The 19,506-nt window shown below is 65.5% G+C and carries 18 protein-coding genes; 5 read left to right on the top strand and 13 right to left on the bottom strand.

Annotated elements, in window-relative coordinates:
- Positions 1-8 precede the first annotated feature (8 nt).
- From ruvB to pdxT, 5 genes are all read right to left on the bottom strand, one after another.
- Positions 9-1,094: a Holliday junction branch migration DNA helicase RuvB gene (gene ruvB / locus LDO14_RS10720; protein WP_018769337.1), complete on the bottom strand. Its 1,086-nt coding sequence runs from the start codon at positions 1,092-1,094 to the stop codon at positions 9-11.
- A complete protein-coding gene (gene ruvA / locus LDO14_RS10725; protein WP_018769338.1) occupies positions 1,087-1,731 on the bottom strand; it encodes a Holliday junction branch migration protein RuvA in 645 nt (214 codons plus the stop codon). Before ruvA ends, ruvB begins: the two co-directional genes overlap by 8 nt.
- An 89-nt stretch (positions 1,732-1,820) precedes the next feature.
- On the bottom strand, positions 1,821-2,399 hold the full coding sequence (ruvC, locus tag LDO14_RS10730; protein ID WP_018769339.1) for a crossover junction endodeoxyribonuclease RuvC: 579 nt from the start codon (positions 2,397-2,399) through the stop codon (positions 1,821-1,823).
- A 62-nt stretch (positions 2,400-2,461) separates the two neighbouring features.
- On the bottom strand, positions 2,462-3,217 hold the full coding sequence (locus tag LDO14_RS10735; RefSeq protein WP_018769340.1) for a YebC/PmpR family DNA-binding transcriptional regulator: 756 nt from the start codon (positions 3,215-3,217) through the stop codon (positions 2,462-2,464).
- A 3-nt stretch (positions 3,218-3,220) separates the two neighbouring features.
- Positions 3,221-3,931, bottom strand: a complete 711-nt coding sequence (gene pdxT, locus LDO14_RS10740) for a pyridoxal 5'-phosphate synthase glutaminase subunit PdxT (RefSeq protein WP_026265778.1) — start codon at positions 3,929-3,931, stop codon at positions 3,221-3,223.
- 90 nt (positions 3,932-4,021) lie between these two features.
- Here pdxT and LDO14_RS10745 point away from each other — a divergent pair, with 90 nt between their 5' ends.
- Entirely contained in the window at positions 4,022-5,314 is a 1,293-nt protein-coding gene (locus tag LDO14_RS10745; RefSeq protein ID WP_208324258.1) for a Mur ligase family protein, read from the top strand.
- Positions 5,311-6,066 carry a glutamine amidotransferase gene (locus LDO14_RS10750; RefSeq protein ID WP_223991664.1) on the top strand — a complete coding sequence of 252 codons (756 nt, stop codon included), beginning with the start codon at positions 5,311-5,313 and terminating at the stop codon, positions 6,064-6,066. The genes LDO14_RS10745 and LDO14_RS10750 overlap by 4 nt, the downstream gene beginning before the upstream one ends.
- Before the next feature lie 48 nt (positions 6,067-6,114).
- On the opposite strand, the gene LDO14_RS10755 is transcribed toward LDO14_RS10750, so the two are convergent.
- Positions 6,115-7,497 carry a hypothetical protein gene (locus LDO14_RS10755; protein WP_223991666.1) on the bottom strand — a complete coding sequence of 461 codons (1,383 nt, stop codon included), beginning with the start codon at positions 7,495-7,497 and terminating at the stop codon, positions 6,115-6,117.
- 145 nt (positions 7,498-7,642) lie between these two features.
- Between LDO14_RS10755 and LDO14_RS10760 the strand changes: the two genes are divergently transcribed.
- Positions 7,643-9,655, top strand: coding sequence for a M3 family metallopeptidase (locus LDO14_RS10760; protein ID WP_223991668.1), 2,013 nt, complete (start codon positions 7,643-7,645; stop codon positions 9,653-9,655).
- A gap of 231 nt (positions 9,656-9,886) precedes the next feature.
- On the opposite strand, the gene pdxS is transcribed toward LDO14_RS10760, so the two are convergent.
- The 6 genes from pdxS to LDO14_RS10790 form a co-directional block, all read right to left on the bottom strand.
- Positions 9,887-10,813: a pyridoxal 5'-phosphate synthase lyase subunit PdxS gene (pdxS, locus tag LDO14_RS10765; protein ID WP_026265780.1), complete on the bottom strand. Its 927-nt coding sequence runs from the start codon at positions 10,811-10,813 to the stop codon at positions 9,887-9,889.
- A gap of 137 nt (positions 10,814-10,950) precedes the next feature.
- Positions 10,951-11,574 (bottom strand): phosphatidylinositol phosphate synthase, encoded by a 624-nt coding sequence (gene pgsA, locus LDO14_RS10770; protein ID WP_018769347.1) that lies wholly within the window; start codon positions 11,572-11,574, stop codon positions 10,951-10,953.
- Positions 11,564-12,151, bottom strand: a complete 588-nt coding sequence (locus tag LDO14_RS10775; protein ID WP_018769348.1) for an HIT domain-containing protein — start codon at positions 12,149-12,151, stop codon at positions 11,564-11,566. The genes pgsA and LDO14_RS10775 overlap by 11 nt, the downstream gene beginning before the upstream one ends.
- A 17-nt stretch (positions 12,152-12,168) precedes the next feature.
- On the bottom strand, positions 12,169-14,178 hold the full coding sequence (gene thrS, locus LDO14_RS10780) for a threonine--tRNA ligase (RefSeq protein ID WP_018769349.1): 2,010 nt from the start codon (positions 14,176-14,178) through the stop codon (positions 12,169-12,171).
- A gap of 115 nt (positions 14,179-14,293) precedes the next feature.
- Positions 14,294-17,785, bottom strand: a complete 3,492-nt coding sequence (gene dnaE / locus LDO14_RS10785) for a DNA polymerase III subunit alpha (RefSeq protein ID WP_223991670.1) — start codon at positions 17,783-17,785, stop codon at positions 14,294-14,296.
- 19 nt (positions 17,786-17,804) lie between these two features.
- Positions 17,805-18,155: a DUF6504 family protein gene (locus LDO14_RS10790; RefSeq protein WP_018769351.1), complete on the bottom strand. Its 351-nt coding sequence runs from the start codon at positions 18,153-18,155 to the stop codon at positions 17,805-17,807.
- Positions 18,156-18,287: 132 nt separating this feature from the next.
- Here LDO14_RS10790 and LDO14_RS10795 point away from each other — a divergent pair, with 132 nt between their 5' ends.
- A complete protein-coding gene (locus tag LDO14_RS10795; protein ID WP_018769352.1) occupies positions 18,288-18,677 on the top strand; it encodes a hypothetical protein in 390 nt (129 codons plus the stop codon).
- Positions 18,678-18,704: 27 nt separating this feature from the next.
- Here LDO14_RS10795 and LDO14_RS10800 read toward each other — a convergent pair whose 3' ends face one another.
- Positions 18,705-19,028, bottom strand: coding sequence for a chorismate mutase (locus tag LDO14_RS10800; RefSeq protein ID WP_043424939.1), 324 nt, complete (start codon positions 19,026-19,028; stop codon positions 18,705-18,707).
- A gap of 16 nt (positions 19,029-19,044) precedes the next feature.
- On the opposite strand from LDO14_RS10800, the gene LDO14_RS10805 reads away from it, so the two are divergent.
- Complete coding sequence (locus tag LDO14_RS10805) at positions 19,045-19,467, top strand: VOC family protein (RefSeq protein WP_223991672.1); 423 nt, start codon at positions 19,045-19,047, stop codon at positions 19,465-19,467.
- The last annotated feature ends 39 nt before the right edge of the window (positions 19,468-19,506 follow it).

Below are 19,506 nucleotides of genomic sequence, written 5' to 3' on the forward strand. Positions count from 1 at the left end.
GGAGCCTGCTATTGGCTCTCCGGGGCCCAGTCCCCCGCCGCGGCATCGCCCCCGGCGGGCTCGAAAAGGTCCAGTTGCTCCTGCGCGAAGACGCCGGACGGGATGGCATAGCCCAGGTGCGTCCATGCCGGTGCCATGGCAATCCTGCCGCGGGGCGTACGGCCCAGCAGGCCCTCCCGGACCAGGAACGGTTCGGCGACAGTCTCAACGGTTTCGGTTTCTTCACCGACGGCGATGGCGAGGGTGGACAGTCCGACCGGACCGCCGCCGAACTTGGTGATGAGTGCGTCGAGGACGGCCCGGTCCAGCCGGTCCAGACCCTTTTTGTCCACTTCATACATGTCCAGGGCAGCGGACGCGGTCCTGGCGTCGATTTGTTCGACGCCGTGCACCAGCGCCCAGTCCCGGACGCGCCGCAACAGCCGGTTGGCAATACGGGGAGTGCCGCGGGAACGGCCGGCGATTTCGGCGAAGCCGGCCGAGTTGACCTTCAGGTCCAGCAGTCCGGCAGAACGCCGCAGCACCAGTTCCAGCTCCGGAACCGAGTAGAACTCGAGGTGCCCGGTGAAGCCGAACCGGTCGCGCAGCGGTCCCGGCAGCAGTCCCGCGCGGGTGGTGGCGCCCACCAGGGTGAACGGCGGCAGCTCGAGCGGGATGGCGGTGGCACCGGCCCCTTTGCCCACCACGATGTCAACGCGGAAGTCCTCCATTGCCATGTAGAGCATTTCCTCTGCAGGCCGGGACATGCGGTGGATCTCGTCCAGGAACAGGACCTCGCCCTCAGAGAGCGAGGACAGGATTGCTGCGAGGTCGCCGGCGTGCTGGATGGCAGGTCCGCTGCTGAGGCGCAGCGGCGCGTTCATCTCGGCGGCAACGATCATCGCCAGGGTGGTCTTGCCCAGGCCGGGCGGCCCGGAGAACAGCACGTGGTCGGCAGTCCGTCCGCGCATCCGGGACGCCTGGAGCACCAGCGACAGCTGCTTGCGCACCCGGTGCTGGCCAACGAAGTCGTCAAGGTTCTTGGGCCTGAGCGCCGCCTCAATGGCACGCTCCTCCGGCTCCTCCCCCGCTGCGACCAGGGACGGTTCAGCCACGGGTGCCTACGCGGTTGCCTGCCCGGGCGCCGTCCTGGCCCAGCCAGCGGAGGGTGGTGCGCAGGATTTCGGGCACGTTGCCGCGGAAGGACACTTCCGGGTCCTCCGCAAGGGCTTTGTCGATGCTGGTGGAGGCGTCCTTTTCGGACCAGCCCAGGCTGGTCATGGCGGCCACCACCTGGGGCTTCCAGGCAGCTTCTGCGGGCGTGGCGGCACCGGGGGCCGCGGCGGTTCCGTGCGGGACGAGCTTTCCAGCCAGCTCCAGCACTATCCTGCCGGCCACCTTGGGGCCGATTCCGGGGACCTTCGTGAAGGTCTTGCTGTCCCCTGTGTGCGCGGCAACCCTGATTGCTTCGGGATCGTGGACGGCCAGGACTGCAAGCGCAAGCCGGGGACCGACGCCGCTGACACTCAGCAGGATGTCGAAGACCTCGCGTTCGTCGTCGGAGGCGAAGCCAAAGAGCGTCAGCGAGTCTTCCCGCACGATCAGGGAGGTGAACAGCTGGCCTTGTTCACCCACGTGCAGCCTGCTGAGCGTCTGGGGCGTGGCGTTGACGCTCATCCCGGCACCGTTGAGGTCTATCACGGCCGTGGACAGGCCAACATGCGCTACGGTTCCGCGGAGGAAACTGATCAAGGCCGGGCTCCCGTTGTACCGCCGGCCTCACAGTGAGGGCCCGGCTATCCGAACATATTTACGAATACCCTAGCAAGCAGCAGGGACAATCAGCGTGCACGGCGCGCCTTCGCCTCCGCCTCCGCCCATGCCCGCTGCGCGGGCGTCAGGGATGAACTGCCGGGACCCGTGGTGGCCACGGCCGCGCCGCTTCCGGCCCGCCACGCGTGCGTGATGGCCAGCGCCAGCGCGTCGGCGGCGTCGGCCGGACGCGGCGGCGCGTCAAGGCGGAGGATCTTAGTGACCAGCTTGGTCACGGCGTCCTTGTTGGAGGACCCGCTCCCGGTCACGGCGGCCTTGACCTCTGATGGCGTGTGCAGCGCCACCGGAATTCCCCGGCGGGCCGCCGCAGCGATGACCACGCCGGAAGCCTGGGCTACGCCCATCACCGTGCTGACGTTGAGCTGGGAAAAGACGCGTTCGACGGCGAGGACGTCCGGCTCGTAGCGGTCAAGCCATTCGTCAATTGCCGTGGCGATCACCAGCAGGCGCCGGTCCAGCGTCTCCTCGGGGGACGTGCCTACCACGCCGACGGCCACCATGCTGGCCCGCCGGTTCCGCTCAACATCCACCACGCCAATGCCGCACCGGGTGAGGCCGGGATCAACGCCGAGGACGCGGAGTGTCACCCGGCCCCCATCGAAGTGCCCGGCACAGCCTCCGGGGACGCACTAGCCGGCAAGGCGGGACGTCACTCGGATTCCAGGGCGGCCTGGACTTCGTCGCTGAGGTCGGCGTTGCTGTACACGTTCTGGACGTCGTCGAGGTCCTCGAGGGCGTCGGCAAGCTTCAGGAACTTGCGGGCGCCGTCCACATCCAGCTCAACCTGCATTGAGGGCACGAACTCAACTTCGTCGGTGTCGTACTCGATGCCGGCTTCCTTGAGTGCTTCGCGGATGGCGGGAAGATCTCCCGGCTCCGAATGGATCTCGAAGGTCTCGCCGTTGTCCTTGACTTCCTCCGCGCCTGCGTCGAGGACGGCCATCAGGACGTCGTCCTCGCTCAGGCCGTTCTTGGGCAGGTTCACAACACCCTTGCGGGTGAAGAGGTAGCTGACGGAGCCCGGGTCCGCGATGGTGCCGCCGTTGCGGGAGATGGCCAGCCTTACTTCGGAAGCCGCCCGGTTCTTGTTGTCGGTAAGGCACTCGATCAGCAGGGCTGAGCCCTGGGGCCCGCGGGCCTCGTACATGATTTCGGTGTAGTCCACCACTTCACCGGTGAGCCCGGCGCCGCGCTTGATGGCGCGGTCAATGTTGTCGTTGGGGACGGACGTTTTCTTGGCCTTGGTAACGGCCAGTTCCAGGCCGGGGTTGCCGGCGAGGTCCGGTCCACCCATCCGGGCGGCAACTTCGATGTTCTTGATCAGTTTGGCAAACGACTTTGCGCGGCGGCTGTCAATGATCGCCTTTTTGTGCTTGGTCGTTGCCCATTTGGAGTGGCCTGACATGCTTTACGCTTCTCCTCTGATCATGCGGATAAAAAGTTCGTGTACGCGTTTCTCGCCGGTCACTTCCGGGTGGAAGGAGGTGGCCAGCAGCTGGCCGGAACGCACTGCGACAATTCTAGCCGTCCCGGGCAGCGCTGCGGCGTGGGACGCCTGGCCGGGGTCCGCCGGTTCCACCTGCGCCAGGACCTCCACGTCCGCACCGACCCGCTCCACCCACGGACCGCGGATGAAGACAGCGTGCACGGGTGCCACGCCTGATTCCGTGGCGCTGAATTCCAGGCCCTTGAACTCCAGATCGGTTTCGAAGGACTCGCGCTGCCGGCCAAAGGCGTTGCGGCGGACGGTGATGTCCAGGCCGCCGAACGTCTGCTGGGGGGCGCCCGAAAGATCGGTGGCAGGATCGGCGATGTCCGAGGCAAGCAGGATCATCCCTGCGCAGGAGCCATAGACCGGCAGTCCCTCGGCGATGTACTTCCGGAGCGGGTCTGCAAGGTCGAAGGCCCTCGCCAGCTTGTCGATGGTGGTGGATTCGCCACCGGGAATGATAAGGCCGTCCAGGCCGTCCAGCTCCTCCGGGCGGCGGACAGCCACGCCCTGCGCGCCGGTGGCTTCGGCGGCGCGGAGGTGTTCGCGGAAGTCTCCCTGGAGGGCCAGGACGCCGATCCGCAGGCCTGAGCCCACGCGCGCAGGAGCAGCAGAGGGGGGATTCGTCATCCCTCCAGCATACGGGCCCTCCCTCCATGGCTGCTGCCACTCGGAGGCCCCGGCAAAGGTTGCATGCCGCTGCTGGGATATATTCAAAACATGGTCTTCTTCAGTGTTCCGCTCGGCAAGCTGGTCCGCAGGGTGTCCCGGCTGCGGGGCGGCGGGTCCGCACTTCCAGGACTGGTGGTCGAAAAAATCGATCCCGGCTTCATGCGGCGGACGCTCACCACGCTGCCCCATGGTGTGGCGGTGGTCAGCGGTACCAACGGCAAGACGACCACCACCAAGATGGTGGTCGAACTGCTGGAGAGCCAGGGCCTGAAGGTCTTCACGAACCGGACCGGCAGCAACTTCACCCGGGGCGTGGCGGCGGCCCTCCTCGGCGAGGTGGACTGGCGCGGCAGGCTGGACGCGGACGTCGCGGTGCTGGAACTGGACGAAGCCCATGCGGTCCATTTCGTGAACAGCGTCCCGCCCCGCTACTGCCTCTTGCTGAACGTTCTGCGTGACCAACTGGACCGTTTCGGCGAGATCGACAAAACGGCAGAGCTCCTGCAGCACATCGCTTCCAAGACCACAGGAACCGTGGTCCTGAACCGCGAGGACCCCCGCGTTGCCAGGATCGCGGATACACTGACCGGCCAGGAGGTCAAGTACTTCGGCCTTGACGACTCACTGCTGGGCACCTTTCCCAATGACGACGACATGCGTGCCGCTCCGGGGAGCCCCGCGCCGGCGGGCCTGCCGGAAAAGCCGGCAGCCGACGTCGTGCTCCGCAAAGTGGGCGCGGACAGCGCCGAGTTTGAGTACGACGGCGGGACGGTCACCACGGCGATGAAGCTGCGCGGCGTCTACAACATCTTTAACGCGGCTGCTGCGCTGACGCTGGCCCGCAGCATCTGCGGCAGTGGCGCCGCCACCGCCGACCACGCCACTTTGCTGGACGCGCTGTCCCGGGTGGCGCCGGCCTTCGGCCGCGGCGAAAGCCTCACCGTGGACGGCCAGCCGCTGGACCTGGTGCTGGTGAAGAACCCCAGCGGTTTCCGGCTGGGACTGAAATCCTTCCCCGCCGCCGGGTACGCCACCATGATCGCCATCAACGACAACTACGCGGACGGGCGGGACATGTCCTGGCTGTGGGACGTGGAATTTGATTCCCTGCGCGGGGCGGGGGTGGAAATGATAAGCGGGTCGCGCGCCTACGACATGGCGCTGCGGCTCCAGTACGACGACGTCCAGGTCGGAGCGGTGCAGACCGACATCCCGGCCGCCCTGGCAGCCTTTATCCGGGAGGGCCAGGGCAAGCCCAAACGGATTTTCTGCACCTACACCGCTATGCTGGCCATCCGCCGCGAGCTGTCCAAAATCACCACCGTGGAGGTTGTCTCGTGAATCCTGCAGAAGCAGCGACGGCCGGCGGTCAGTCCAAGGGCACCCTCCGGGTGGTGCAGCTGTACCCGCGCGACATGAACATCTACGGCGACTGGGGCAATGCCCTGGTCCTGCAGCGCCGCATTTCCTGGCACGGGTACACCCCTGAACTGCTCGAATACAACGTGGGCGATCCTTTTCCCGAGGGCGTGGACATCATTGTCGGCGGCGGCGGGCAGGACAGCGGGCAACTGGTGATCCAGGACGACCTGCAGGCCCGGGCCGGCCAGCTCAAGGAGCTGGCCGAGGATGGTGCGCCGATACTGGTCATTTGCGGCCTCTACCAGCTTTTTGGCCGGTTCTTCAAAACCCGCACCGGCGCTGTCATCCCGGGCATCGGCATCCTGGACGTGGAAACCCACGGCACCGACGAGCGCCTGATCGGCAACGTCAAAGTCTCAACCAATGAGTTCGGCGACGTCCTCGGCTACGAAAACCACAGCGGCCAAACCACGCTGGGCAGCGGTGTGCGGCCACTCGGTACCGTGGCCAAGGGAACGGGTAACAACAGCAACGACGGCCATGAAGGGGCCCGCTACCGCAACATCGTGGCCAGCTACCTGCACGGCTCGCTGCTGCCGAAGAACCCCGCCATCGCCGACTTCCTCATCCGCACCGCAGCGGAGCGCAAGTTCGGCAGCTTCTCCCCCGGCAACCCGGACGACACCTTTGCCGTCCTGGCCCGGGAGCACGCTGCCCGCCGGCCGCGCTGACCAAAAAGACTACTGACCCGGGTTACCGGCAGAGGTGCGGCATCCCGGTCAACGCCACTGGAAATACTCCCGGTGGATGTTGGCCCGGCGGACGCCGGCGGCCCGGAAGGCTTTGCGGAACTGCCGCAGCATGGGATCCGGTCCGCCCATGAAAACCGACAGCTGGCGTGGTTCGGTTCCCACTGCGGCCAGGACTGCCTCCGGGGTGAGCCGGCCATCCGCCTCGGTGTCCACCAGATGGACCGTGAGCCGTGGCTGATTCCAGGCGGCGGCAGTGATCTCGTCGGCAAAGGGCGACGGACCTGCCGAGGTCACGAAGAAGTGGACGTCTTCGTGGAGCTCCCCGTCCAGTGACCGCAGCCAGCTGAGGAAGGGCGTGATTCCCACACCGCCGGCGATCCAGGCCTGATGGGACGTGCCGCGGTGCCGGTCAAAGCGTCCGTAGGGCCCACCGACCACGGCCGGCATCCCCGGCTGGACCACGTCCGGAAGCCTGGCTGTATGGTCGCCCAGCGCCTTGACCGTGATGCTGATTCCACCTTCCTCTGCCGGTCCCGAGATGGAGAATGGGTGCCGCTGCCAGCCCTCTGCTGTTTCCAGGTAGACCATGGCGAACTGGCCCGGCCTGAAATCCAGCGGCCGGCCCAGGGGACGGAGCGCCACTTCCACCAGGTCCGGCGCAACGGGCCGGACGGACGCAACCTGGTAGTCGTGGTGCGGCAGGAAATGCCGCGACAGCAGCTCGCGGTAGGCGTAGAACCCCAGTCCCGTCCCGCCGATAACCACGTAACTCCACCGGAGCGCGGGCGCGGCCTCAAACGCGCTGGCGTCGAGCAGGCCGTGCAGGAAGCCGGCGGCCAGGAACAAGCCGGTCAGCCGGTGGAAGCCCCGCCACCGCTCGTAGCCACCCAGCACGCGGGCCGCCATTTGGACCGGCCGGGTTCCAAGAGATGCCAGGACCAGGCGGCGGAGAGGTGCGGGAAGCATCGTCCGCCAGCGCGGCAGGACTGCCCACACCACCAACGCGGCCAGGCCGCTGATGGCGACCACTGCCAACGTCTTGCCCAGGCTGGTTGCTTCCGGATTGGCGGCAAGTTCAATATGGGGCAGCAACAGGATGGTTGCCGTAATCGCCGCCCTGCGGTGCCAAATGGCGGCGTGGTCAATGCCACCAAAAATCGGCTCGACGTGAGGGAGGGTGCTGACCAGGACCAGCGCGATCGAATACAACAAGACGGACTCGCCACCGAAGAGCTGCCCAACGTGCCCCAGGACAGGTTCGGCGGCAGGGCGTGCCAGTAACCAGAAGACGCCGTACACCGCCACCAGCACCATGATGGCGCCGGGCCCCAGCCATCGGAACGGTATGCCCAGGAAGGCGGTCCCGGGCCTGCTGCCAACCTTGGTCATGGGCCACGGTCCCTTCGTCATTGCCCTGCCTTTTGCGCGTGCCATGCAGGTCGCGTCGATTGCGGCCCGTGCCGGGCCCCATAGCGGCAATTGTAGGGACACAGGCTGGGAGCGCATCCTCCATCCCCCGATTGAGAAGCGTGCCCCGCTGTGAAAGGTTTACCCCATGACGAACCCGCTCCTTTCCGCCAGTCCCCTGCCCTACGGCCTTCCACCGTTCCAAACCATCGCCGTGGAGCAGTACCGTGAAGCCATCAACGCGGGGTTGTCCGCGCACCTGGACGAGATCGGGGCCATCGCCGGCAACGCCCAGCCCGCGACATTCGAGAACACGGCCCTGGCCATGGAACGTTCCGGGCAGTTGCTGAACCGGTCAGCCGCGGCGTTCTTCACCCTGGTGTCGGCAGATGCGTCGCAGGAAATCCGGGAGTTGGAGACAGAACTGTCCCCGCGCTTCCAGGCCCACCAGGACGAGGTGTACCTCAACAGGGCCTTGTTCGAACGCTTCGCCGCCATCGATACGGACACTTGCGATCCCGAGTCGGCCCGTCTGGTGGAGGAATACCTCAAAGAGTTCCGCCAATCAGGCATCCAGCTGGATGCGCCGGGCCAGGAGCGGCTGCGCGCCATCAACGCCGAACTGGCGCGCCTGGGCACCGAGTTCGGCCAGCGGGTCAAGGAAGGAATGAAGTCCGCCGCACTGCTGCTGGATGACGCGGGCGACCTGGCGGGGCTGCCGGCCGACGACGTCGCCAGCGCAGCGGTTGCAGCCCGCGCCGCCGGACACGACGGCAAATACCTGCTCACCCTGATCCAGCCCGGCAACCAGCCTGCCCTCGCCGCACTCGAGAACCGTGACGTCCGCCGCCGCCTGTTCGAAGCCTCCGTGACGAGGGGCAGTGACGGCGGCAGCCTGGATGTCCTGGACCTGGCCCGGGACATGGCCGGGCTGAGGGCGGAGAAGGCACGGCTGCTGGGGTTCGCCAACTATGCCGAACTTGTGGTTGACCGGCAGACGGCGCCGGACTTCGAAGCGGTCCGAACCATGCTGGGCCGGATGGCGCCGGCCGCCATCCGCAATGCCGACGCCGAGGCGGCGGCGCTGGCCGCGGTTGCCGGCCACCCGCTGGAAGCGTGGGACTGGGCCTACTACTCGGCCAAGGTGCGGCGGGAAAAGTACGACGTCGACGAACAGGCGCTCCGGCCGTACTTTGAACTCAACCGCACCATTAACGACGGCGTGTTTTTTGCGGCCACATCCCTGTACGGCATCACCTTCCACGAGCGGACCGACCTCCACGGCTACCACCCTGACGTGCGTATCTGGGAGGTCCGCAACGAGGACGGCTCCGCCCTGGGGCTGTTCCTGGGCGACTATTACGCGCGCGAATCGAAGCGCGGCGGCGCCTGGATGAACTCGCTCGTGGACCAATCGGCGCTGCTGGGCACCCGGCCCGTGGTGATCAATACCCTGAATATTTCCAAGCCGCCCTTGGGCGAACCGACGCTTCTCACCCTGGACGAACTGCGGACCCTTTTCCACGAGTTCGGCCACGCGCTGCACGGCCTGTTGTCGAGCGTTACCTATCCGCGCTTTTCAGGCACCGCGGTGCCGCGGGATTTCGTGGAGTACCCGTCGCAGGTGAATGAAATGTGGATCATGTGGCCGGATGTACTGTCCAACTACGCACGCCACCACATCACCGGCGAGCCGCTGCCGCAGGACATCGTGGACCGGCTGGAGGAATCCCGGCTCTGGGGCGAGGGATTCGCCACCACCGAATACCTGGGAGCTGCCCTTCTTGACCTGGCGTGGCATGTGCTGGAACCGGGCGGTGCCCCTGACGATGCGCTGGAGTTTGAGGCCAAGGCCCTGGCTTCCGCCGGGATCGCCCATCGCCTGATTCCGCCCCGGTACCGCACCGGGTACTTCCAGCACATCTTCGCCGGGGACGGATACGCGGCGGGCTACTACTCCTATATCTGGAGCGAAGTATTGGACGCAGAGACCGTTGACTGGTTCAAGGAGAACGGCGGCCTAACCAGGGCGAACGGCGAACGCTTCCGGCAGGAGTTGCTCTCCCGGGGCAACAGCCGCGACCCGCTGGAATCGTTCCGCATCGTGAGGGGCCGCGACGCACAGCTGGACCCCCTACTAAGGCGCCGCGGCCTGGAGTAACCCCCTGACCTTAAAGAAGTACGACGCCGGTCCCCCACCGAAAGTAGGTGAGGAACCGGCGTCGTCATTACTTAGGTGAGGCGACCACCAGCGACAGGCGGGGGTGATCCGGCAGCACGCGTAAAAGGGGCCCCGCGCCCCGACCAGCGACAAAGCCGCCAAACGAGGCGCGGGGAATAGCGTGCAGAGGATCAGCGCCGCCAGGCGCCCAAAGAGGACGCGAGGAGGGTGTTACCAGCCGCGTTCGGCGAGGCGGTGCGGCTGGGGGATCTCGTCGACGTTGATGCCCACCATGGCTTCGCCGAGGCCGCGGGAGGCCTTGGCGATGACGTCGGGGTCGTCGAAGAAGGTGGTGGCCTTGACGACGGCGGCCGCGCGCTGGGCGGGGTTGCCGGACTTGAAGATGCCGGAGCCGACGAAGACGCCGTCGGCACCGAGCTGCATCATCATGGCCGCGTCAGCGGGGGTGGCGATGCCGCCGGCGGTGAACAGGACGACGGGCAGCTTGCCGGCGGCGGCAACTTCCTTGACCAGTTCATACGGGGCCTGCAGTTCCTTGGCCGCGACGTAGAGCTCGTCCTCGGGCAGGGAGGACAGCCGGGCGATCTCGGAGCGGATCTTGCGCATGTGTCCGGTGGCGTTGGAGACGTCGCCGGTGCCGGCTTCGCCCTTGGAGCGGATCATGGCCGCGCCCTCGTTGATGCGGCGCAGGGCCTCACCGAGGTTGGTGGCGCCACAGACGAAGGGAACCTTGAAGTTCCACTTGTCGATGTGGTTGATGTAGTCGGCGGGGGTCAGGACCTCGGACTCGTCGATGTAGTCGACACCAAGGGACTGCAGGACCTGGGCCTCGACAAAGTGGCCGATGCGGGCCTTGGCCATGACCGGGATGGACACGGCATCAATGATCTGGTCGATCATGTCGGGATCGGACATGCGGGACACGCCGCCCTGGGCACGGATATCGGCCGGAACACGCTCCAGCGCCATGACTGCCACGGCACCGGCGTCTTCGGCGATGCGGGCCTGCTCGACGTTGACGACGTCCATGATGACGCCGCCCTTGAGCATCTCGGCCATGCCACGCTTCACGCGGCTGCTGCCCGTGACGCTGTTCGCGGACGAACCGGCCTCGTTGCTTACATCAGGTGTAGACACAAAAACCCCTATGGGTAGACAGATGATCTTCGCCGGGCATGCGGCGGCAGCTGCCGGAGGTGCACGCACGGATTGCCGGGTCGCTTGACCGGGCACTTATATACTAGTCCCCCGCCGCACGGCAGGCTTAATCATGTCTAATCTGCGGGCGTGGGCTCTGCCAATGCCTGCCGGCGTACCGAGATAACGCGCTGAACGACGGTGATGAGGCTGGCCGCCGCCAGGAGGACCAGTGTGACCAGGAGCACCACCGGCGGGAGGCCCAGGCCGGTCAGGCCGGTTACCACCAGGATGGATACCAGGCGTTCCGCCCGCTCGGCGATCCCCACGTTGGCCGTGAAGCCCAGCGACTCCGCCTTCGCCCGGGCGTAGGAGACAACCATGCCCAGGACAAGGCAGAGCAGGGCGGCCACGGCGATGGCCATGTTGTTGCCGCCGGTGAAGAACCAGACGGACACCCCGGCGAAGAGGGCACCGTCGGCAACCCGGTCCAGGGTGGAGTCGAGGAAGTTCCCCCAGCGGCTCTTCACGCCCTGCATCCGGGCCATGATGCCGTCCAGGACGTCCGAGAAGATGAAGGCAGTGATGAAGAGCGTGCCCCAGAAGAGCTGCCCCAGCGGGTAGAAGCCCAGGCTTCCGGCCGCAACACCTGCAGTTCCGAGGATGGTTACCGCATCCGGGGAGACACCGATCTTCAGGAGCCAGCGGGCCAGCGGGGTGAACAGTGCGGTGAAAAAACCGCGGGCATGCCTATTCAGCATCCGACTCCCCGGGCCAGGCTTCGGCCACTTGTCTCCGGACCTCGTCAAGGGTCTGGGTGATGGCCTTGGTTTGGGCGATGATGGGGAAGAAATTGCCGTCCCCGCCCCACCGCGGAACGATGTGCTGGTGCAGGTGCGCCGAGATGCCGGCTCCGCCCACAACCCCTTGGTTCATGCCCAGGTTGAAGCCGCCGGGATTGGACACCTTGCGCAGGACCCGCATTGCCGTCTGGGTTAGGTCGGCAAACTCGGCGGTTTCTTCGACCGTGAGGTCCGTGTAGTCCGGAATATGCCGGTACGGACACACCAGAAGGTGCCCGGGATTGTAGGGGAACAGGTTCAGCACCACGTAGCAGGTCCGGCCGCGGTAGACGATGAGCGCCTCTTCGTCGGTGCGGGCGGGGCCCACGCAGAACGGGCAGTCGTTCTCATTCTTGAACTGGTGCTGCCCGCCCTTGATGTAGGCCATCCGGTGCGGAGTCCACAGGCGCTGGAAGGCGTCGGGGACACCGGCGAGGGCGAAGTCGTCGGTAACGCCGGCATCGCCTGGATATCCTGCGCCTGTGTTCTCCTGCACTGTGCTGCTTCCGTTCGCTAGCTGGTCCGGTTGCGGACGGCGTCGGTGATCCGCTTGACCGCTTCCGACACGGGCACGCCGTTGTCCTGGCTGCCGTCGCGGAAACGGAAGGAAACGGCGCCGGCCTCCGCGTCGTCGCCGCCGGCGATCAGCACGAACGGGATCTTGTCCTTGCTGGCGGTGCGGATCTTCTTGGGGAACCGGTCCGAGGACGTATCCACCTCGGCGCGGATGCCCTCGGCCTTAAGCTGGTCGACGACGTCGAACATGTACTCGTTGAACGCCTCCGCCACGGGGATGCCCACCACCTGGACCGGAGCCAGCCACGCGGGGAACGCGCCGGCGTAGTGCTCGGTGAGGACGCCCATGAACCGCTCCACCGAGCCGAAGAGCGCACGGTGGATCATCACCGGCCGCTGCCGGCTGCCGTCGGCGGCCTGGAATTCCAGTTCGAAGCGTTCGGGCAGGTTGAAGTCCAGCTGGATGGTGGACATCTGCCAGGTGCGGCCCAGTGCATCCTTGGCCTGCACGGAAATCTTGGGGCCGTAGAACGCCGCTCCGCCCGGATCGGGCACCAGCTCCAGCCCGGACTCCTGGGCCACCTCGGCAAGGGTTCTGGTGGCTTCCTCCCAGGTGGCGTCGTCGCCCACGTACTTCTCCGGGTCCTTGGTGGACAGCTCCAGGTAGAAGTCGTTCAGGCCGTAGTCCTTGAGCAGGTCCAGGACAAAGGTCAGGGTCTTGGTGAGTTCGTCCTTCATCTGCTCGCGGGTGCAGTAGATGTGGGCGTCGTCCTGTGTCATTCCACGGACGCGGGTGAGGCCGTGGACCACGCCGGATTTCTCGTAGCGGTAGACCGATCCGAATTCAAACAGCCGGAGGGGCAGTTCACGGTAGGACCGGCCGCGGGAGCGGAAGATGAGGTTGTGCATGGGGCAGTTCATCGGCTTCAGGTAGTAGTCCTGGCCGGGCTTGCGCACGGTGCCGTCCTCGTTGAGTTCGGCGTCCACGTGCATGGCGGGGAACATGCCGTCCTTGTACCAGTCCAGGTGGCCGGAGACCTCGTAGAGGTGGCCCTTGGTGATGTGGGGGGTGTAGACGAACTCGTAGCCGGCCTCGACGTGGCGCTGGCGGGAGTAGTCCTCCATCTCCTTGCGGATGATGCCGCCCTTGGGGTGGAAGACGGGCAGCCCGGAGCCCAGTTCGTCCGGGAAGGAGAAGAGGTCGAGTTCCGAGCCGAGCTTGCGGTGGTCGCGGCGTTCGGCCTCGGCAATGCGCTCCTGGTATGCCTTCAGCGCTTCCTTGGTGGGCCACGCCGTTCCGTAGATGCGCTGCAGCTGCTGGTTTTTCTGGTTGCCCAGCCAGTACGCCGACGACGAACGGGTCAGCGCGAAGGCGTTGGAGATCATCTTGGTGTTGGGCAGGTGCGGGCCGCGGCAGAGGTCACACCAGACGGTGGTGCCTTCCTTGCGCTCCACGTTGTCGTAGATGGTGATGTCACCGGCGCCGACCTCGACGTTCACGCCCTCACCTGCCTCGGCAGCGTCGTTCTTCTTGCCGAGCAGTTCGAGCTTGTAGGGCTCGTTCTTCATGGCTTCGCGGGCCTCGTCCTCGCTGACCACGCGGCGGACGAATTTCTGGTTCTGGTTGACGATCTTGAGCATCATCTTTTCGAGGGTCTTGAGATCCTCGGGGGTGAAAGGCTCGGCGACGTCGAAATCGAAGTAGAAACCGTCGGTGATGTAGGGGCCAATGCCGAGTTTGGCGTCGGGGCGCAGCTGCTGCACTGCCTGTGCCATCACGTGGGCGGTGGAGTGGCGCAGGACGTTCAGGCCGTCGGGCGAATCAATGGTTACGCCTTCCACCTCGGCGCCTTCGGGCAGTTCCTGGTCCAGGTCCTTCAGCTCGCCGTTGACGCGGGCCACAACAACATCACGGCGCTCAAAGAAGAGTTCCGCACCGGTTGTCCCGGTAGTCACCTTGGTCTCTTCGCCATCGACGAGAAGGGTGATCTGCTGGGCATCTGACACGGGTGTCTCCTATTCAAAGTTGAGGCTTCATAGCTTGTGGCATACGGGGACCACAGCCAGCCACCGTCAATGCTATCGGTTCCGGTTGAGCCCACCAACGCGGCGCACAGCACGCTCACCCGTTAAAGCCGGTAATCGCCAGCGTCCTGCTGATGCCGTCCAGGGGATGCGGGCCGTCCTGGGCAGCCGCAGGCGAGGACTCCGGGAAGGGCAGCGTCTCGGTGCGGCTGAGGTCCCAGGCCATGCTTGCGCTCAGGCTGATCCCCCGGGGGCCGGTCCTTCGGGTGGTGCCGCGGATCAGCAGCAGGCGGGTGCCGAACAGGAGTGGCCCTGCACTTTCCTGGGCTTCGTGGAAGAAGACCGAATCAACGCAGCCGGTGCCGTCGTCGATGCTGATGAACACCACCCTTCGTCCGCCGCGCATGGGAGGGGTCTGGGTTGCCACCCGCACCCCGGCCACCAGCACTTCGGTCCCGTTGCGCAGGCTGAGGAGTTTATCGGCTGTGGTGACGCCCAGCTTTTCCAGCAGGGGACGGTGGCTTTCCATCAGATGGGTGCTGACATCGACGGCCATGAGGTCCAGTTCCGCCCGGACGTTTTCCACCAGCGTGGGGGCTGGAAGCCCGGGCTTGATGTTGCGCAGTTCAATATCGCCCAAGGGTAGGGACAGCTGTCCCTCCAGGATGTCGGCGCCTTTGCGCGCGCCAGTGGCCGACTGGAGCTGCTGCAGGTACTGCACCAGGTCGGCCCGGTTGGCTGTTCCCCCGGCTTCCCGGTGCAGGGCATCAAAGGCTCCCAGCTGGGCGAGCCGCCTGATGCTTGGCTTGCTGAGCCGCGAGCGCGCGCGGAGGTCTGCCAGTGAATCATATGGCTGGCCTGCCACTATCCGCTTCAATTCGGCTGCGGACAGCCCGTAGATCCCGTTCAGGCTGAGCCGGATCCCCAGCCTGCCGGCGTCCTGGCCGGACTCGATCCGCTCCACCCGGTATTCAGCTTTGCTCCGGTTGATGTCCAGCGGAAGGATGGGTATCCCGAGCCTGCGGGCTTCGGCCACCAGCAGCCGTTTGGGATACATCCCGGGGTCGTGCTCCCATAAGCCGGCAAGGAAGGCTTCCGGGTGGTGTGTCTTAAGCCAGGCGGACTGGTAGGTGGGGACGGCGAAGGCAGCACCGTGGGCTTTGCAGAAGCCGAAACTGGCGAACGACTTCAATGTCCCCCATACCTTGTCCACTACTTCGGGGGTGTATCCCCTGGTTTTTGCATTGCGCCGGAAGTATTCCTCCACCCTGGCTTCACCGTCGTCGCTGCTCAGCGCCCTGCGGAACTCGTCGGCTTTGGCAAGCCCGCAGCCGGTCATGATGTCGAGGGTTTTCAGGATCTGTTCGTGGAACACCGTGACCCCATGGGTTTCCTGCAGCACCGGTTTAAGGTCCGGGTGGGGGTAGACCTCAGGGGCGAACCCGTGCCGGTGTTCCAGGAAGGGCCGCACCATGTCGGATTTCATGGGGCCGGGACGGAACAGTGATATATCGATGATGAGGTCGTTGAACTCCCGGGGTGCCATCTTTCCAATCAGCTCCCGCTGCCCCGGGGATTCAATCTGGAAGCAGCCAAGGGTGTGCGTGCTCCTGATCAGCTGGTATGTCGGTTCGTCGTCGAGGGGAACGGCGTTGAGGTCGATCCGGCCGTCCCCGGCGATGTAGTCAGGGCCTGTTCCGTCAGGTCCTGCCGGGTGCCTTCCTGCCTCCACCACGTCCTTCTTGCTGGGGTGGATGCGGATGATCTCCCGGACTGCGAAGGCCATGGCGCTTTGCATGCGCACCCCCAGGACATCGAGTTTGAGCATGCCCATGGGGTCCATGTCGTGCTTGTCGAACTGGCTCATGGGCAGCCCCAGGCCGCTTGGCTGGACCGGGGTGCGGTCCAGGAGTGTGGCATCGCCCAGGATCACTCCGCACGGGTGCATGGAGATGTGGCGGGGCAGCCGGTCCAGGCGTTCGGTCAGGTCCACCAGGAGGTCAAGCTGCTGGTTCCCGTCCGTGTCGCGCTGCTCCACCCGGCCAGCGAACTCCCGGAGTTCGGGCTTTTCCTGCAGTGCTTCACGGAACTTCCGGGCGGAGAAGCGCCACAACTGCTTGGCGATCTCCCCCACCTCGCCGTCGTCCATGCCCAGCGCCAGCCCGGCGTCGCGAACCGCCCCCCGGGCCCGGTACCCGTTCTGCATGCTCATCAGGGTGACGCGCTCCGGGCCGAACCGGTCAAAAATCCTGTGGTACACGTTGTGGCGTTCCGCGCTTTCCACATCGATGTCAATGTCAGGGAGGGTGGCCCGGTCGTTGGAAAGGAAACGTTCAAAGATCAGGTCATGCTGGAGGGGATTCACATGGCTGACCTCGATCAGGTAGTTGACCAGGCTTGAGGCTCCTGAGCCCCTGGCGGCCGCCCGGACCCCCATGTCCTGGATCATGCGGGATACCTCCGCCACCGTCAGGAAATAGGCGGAGAAACCCAGGTTCCGGATGATGCCAAGCTCATGCTCCAGCCGGGACAGCATCTCCTGTTCGGGTTTTCCTGAGATCCCCGGGAAACGCCTGCCGATTCCCGCATGGCAGCGCCGGATCAGTTCGGCGTGCGGATCCTGGCTGATCCCAATAACCGATGCTTCCGGAACCACTGGCTGCTTCCACCCCATATCGGTGCTGGGGTCGATCCGGCAGAGGTCGGCGAGCGCCTCTGTTTGCGCCATCAGCTGTTTGAGGTCTGCTGCACCGTAACCGGCAGCGGAAATGATTTCCTTTCCCAGTCCCAGCATTTGTTCGGAGGTTTTCAGCCAGCCCTGCCCGGTGGGCTGCAGGAGCGGTTCACCTGCAAGTTCCGGAAGGGACTTCAGGGTCCGGGCAGAATCCAGGACGTCAGCGGTTGGTGCGCCGTCTGCGGCACAGTACCTGACGGCGTTGGTGAGGATGGCGGGTACGTGGTGTTCCTCTGCGAGCCTGAGCATGCGGACTGCATGTGCGGTGCTGAAGGGAGTCCCCGGAGCGCTGAGCTGGGAGACAATTTCCGCCACGACCGTTCCAGCGGGCATGGCATCCAGCCATTGCTTGAACAGGGTCCGTGGACGCAGGTAGCGCCGGCCACCCATGGCCCGTCCGACGTCGGAATCCGGTCCAATCAGGACGGTCAGCACCGGCTTGAGGGTCTGGGGGTCAAGGGTGCGGGAGGCGAGTTCGGCACGGGTGACCGCGGCGGGCACCGCTCCCCCGGCTTTCCCCGAGGTCCTGGCGTGGGCATCGGAAACCAGCCGGCACAGCGCACGGTACCCGGCACCGTTGTTGTGGCCGCGGGCCAGCACCACCACCCTGCCGGATACCTGTGTGCGGTGATCGCCGTCGTCGTCAAATACTGCAAGGTCCACCCCCACTATGGGGTCGATGCCCGCCGCCATGCAGGCCTTGAGGTGCTTGATGGTGCCGTACAGCCCGTCCCGGTCGGTGCAGGCAAGGGCCGTTGCGCCGTCGGCTGCGGCCGCCATTGCCAGCTCTTCAGGCCAGGAGACACCGTAGTGGGCACTAAATGCCGTGGAAACGTGGAGGTGGGTAAAGCTCATGGTGATGGGAGGTGGGGATTCATGCGGTTTTGGGGCGAAGGCCGTCATGGATCCGCAGCAGCCGCCAACGGCCACTGCGGATATGGCGGGTCAGGTCAAGGGTGAGGGGTTCGGCAACGGCAGGTTCTCCTGGCCCCATCGGGCGGGACGCCACTTTGGCAGGCAGTACCTGGACCCGCCAGATTTCGTGGTCCACCACGCCCGGTCCGCTTCCCAGCGGAGCCCGGGTATCCTCTGCCCACCATTGCCGGCGTTCATACCAGCGGACAGGTTCGGCACAGACGATGTATGACGTTCCTGCCCACGTCAGGGATTCCGGCTGCCCGGAAGCGGAGCACACCACGTCAACGGACTCGCTGAACATGCCCACGTGCGCCTCCCTGCAGCTGCAGATTTTGACCCTTATTCGAATATGTATTCGAACGAATCCAGTCTACGCCGGGGAGGCAGCAAAACATAGGCGGGGGTGGACGGAGCGTGCGGCAGGGAGCAGGATGATGGCATGAGTACCGATGACGCACTCCTGAAGCAGGCAAGCATCAAGACCCAGGACTCCACCCTGGTTGCACGGTTCGACATCGACGGCACCATTCCGGACTCCGGGGCCTATGTGGTGGGCCTGATGGGAGCCTCGCCGGATTATTCCATGCAACGACGGCTGTGCATTGAGTTCATGAACGGGGAGGCAATCGCCTGCTACTCGTTCAACCGGGACCAGGGAATCGAGGAAGACTACGACCTGTCGGGAGTGTCCCACTCGGACAACAGCATTACCGGGAGCTTTCCCGCGACGGCCTTGACCGGGCTGGGGCAGGGCCATGTCCTGTCAGCCTTCAGTGAGGCGGACGGCCGGGAGTTCCAGCACGGGGTGCCGGTGGAGGAAGCCCTTTAGGGCTCCTCCGCCAGCCCCCGGAACAGGTCAGCTGTTTTCTTTGTGGATCCGCAGTTCAAGTTCAATAAACGCGGAGATCATCGCCCGGTAGGTTGCTTCGACGATGTCCGGATCGATGTCCTTTTTCTCTGCGGCGGACCGGACGTGCTCGATGATCCGCTCCACCCGTCCCGGGGCACGCACCTCTGCGTCATCACCCTTGAGGGTCCCGGCGATCCTGATCAGCCGTTCGCGGCGGGCAATGAGGGTGACAATCTGTTCATCCACCTCATCAACGGCAACCCGAACGGCAGCGAGCTGTTCCTTGTCGGCCCGGGCATCCCTATCGTTTCCTTGAATTGTCGCCATCATCTGACAGTATCGAAGCATGGAGCCAAGAGTCGACTTTATCTCCCTCGGAGTCCGCAATGTTCAGGCATCCCGCGACTTCTACGTTGATGGCCTTGGCTGGCCGGTCCACCGTGAGGTTGCCGGGGAAGTGCTGTTCATCCAGGTGAACCACGGCCTGGTGCTGTCCCTGTGGGACGTCCGCCAGATGCAGGCCGAAGCGGGCACCAGCCCTCCCGCCGGCATCCCCTGCATCACCCTCAGCCACAACGTCGCCGGTCCCGGGGACGTGGACAGGGTCATGGAAGAGGCCGCGAAGGCCGGCGCTGACATCATTGCCGAGCCGGTCACCCAGCCGTGGGGCGGCTACACGGGGTATTTCGCCGACCCCGACGGGTTCCGCTGGGAAGTGGCGTACAACCCCACGTGGGGAGTGGACGACGCCGGCAGGGTCACCGTCTGATCCCCGGCCTCACCATGGGGTGCGGCTGCTGGAGCTGGG

The organism is Arthrobacter sp. NicSoilB11, from assembly GCF_019977375.1.
Classification (GTDB): Bacteria; Actinomycetota; Actinomycetes; order Actinomycetales; family Micrococcaceae; genus Arthrobacter.

Excerpts from the sequence above, each read along its gene's own strand:
- LDO14_RS10795 (WP_018769352.1), top strand. The coding sequence starts at position 18,288 with ATGAGTACCGATGACGCACTCCTGAAGCAGGCAAGCATCAAGACCCAG.
- pgsA (WP_018769347.1), bottom strand. The coding sequence starts at position 11,574 with ATGCTGAATAGGCATGCCCGCGGTTTTTTCACCGCACTGTTCACCCCG.
- LDO14_RS10745 (WP_208324258.1), top strand. The coding sequence starts at position 4,022 with ATGGTCTTCTTCAGTGTTCCGCTCGGCAAGCTGGTCCGCAGGGTGTCC.
- LDO14_RS10805 (WP_223991672.1), top strand. The coding sequence starts at position 19,045 with ATGGAGCCAAGAGTCGACTTTATCTCCCTCGGAGTCCGCAATGTTCAG.
- pdxT (WP_026265778.1), bottom strand. The coding sequence starts at position 3,931 with ATGACGAATCCCCCCTCTGCTGCTCCTGCGCGCGTGGGCTCAGGCCTG.
- dnaE (WP_223991670.1), bottom strand. The coding sequence starts at position 17,785 with ATGAGCTTTACCCACCTCCACGTTTCCACGGCATTTAGTGCCCACTAC.
- LDO14_RS10760 (WP_223991668.1), top strand. The coding sequence starts at position 7,643 with ATGACGAACCCGCTCCTTTCCGCCAGTCCCCTGCCCTACGGCCTTCCA.
- LDO14_RS10735 (WP_018769340.1), bottom strand. The coding sequence starts at position 3,217 with ATGTCAGGCCACTCCAAATGGGCAACGACCAAGCACAAAAAGGCGATC.
- LDO14_RS10755 (WP_223991666.1), bottom strand. The coding sequence starts at position 7,497 with ATGACGAAGGGACCGTGGCCCATGACCAAGGTTGGCAGCAGGCCCGGG.
- LDO14_RS10800 (WP_043424939.1), bottom strand. The coding sequence starts at position 19,028 with ATGATGGCGACAATTCAAGGAAACGATAGGGATGCCCGGGCCGACAAG.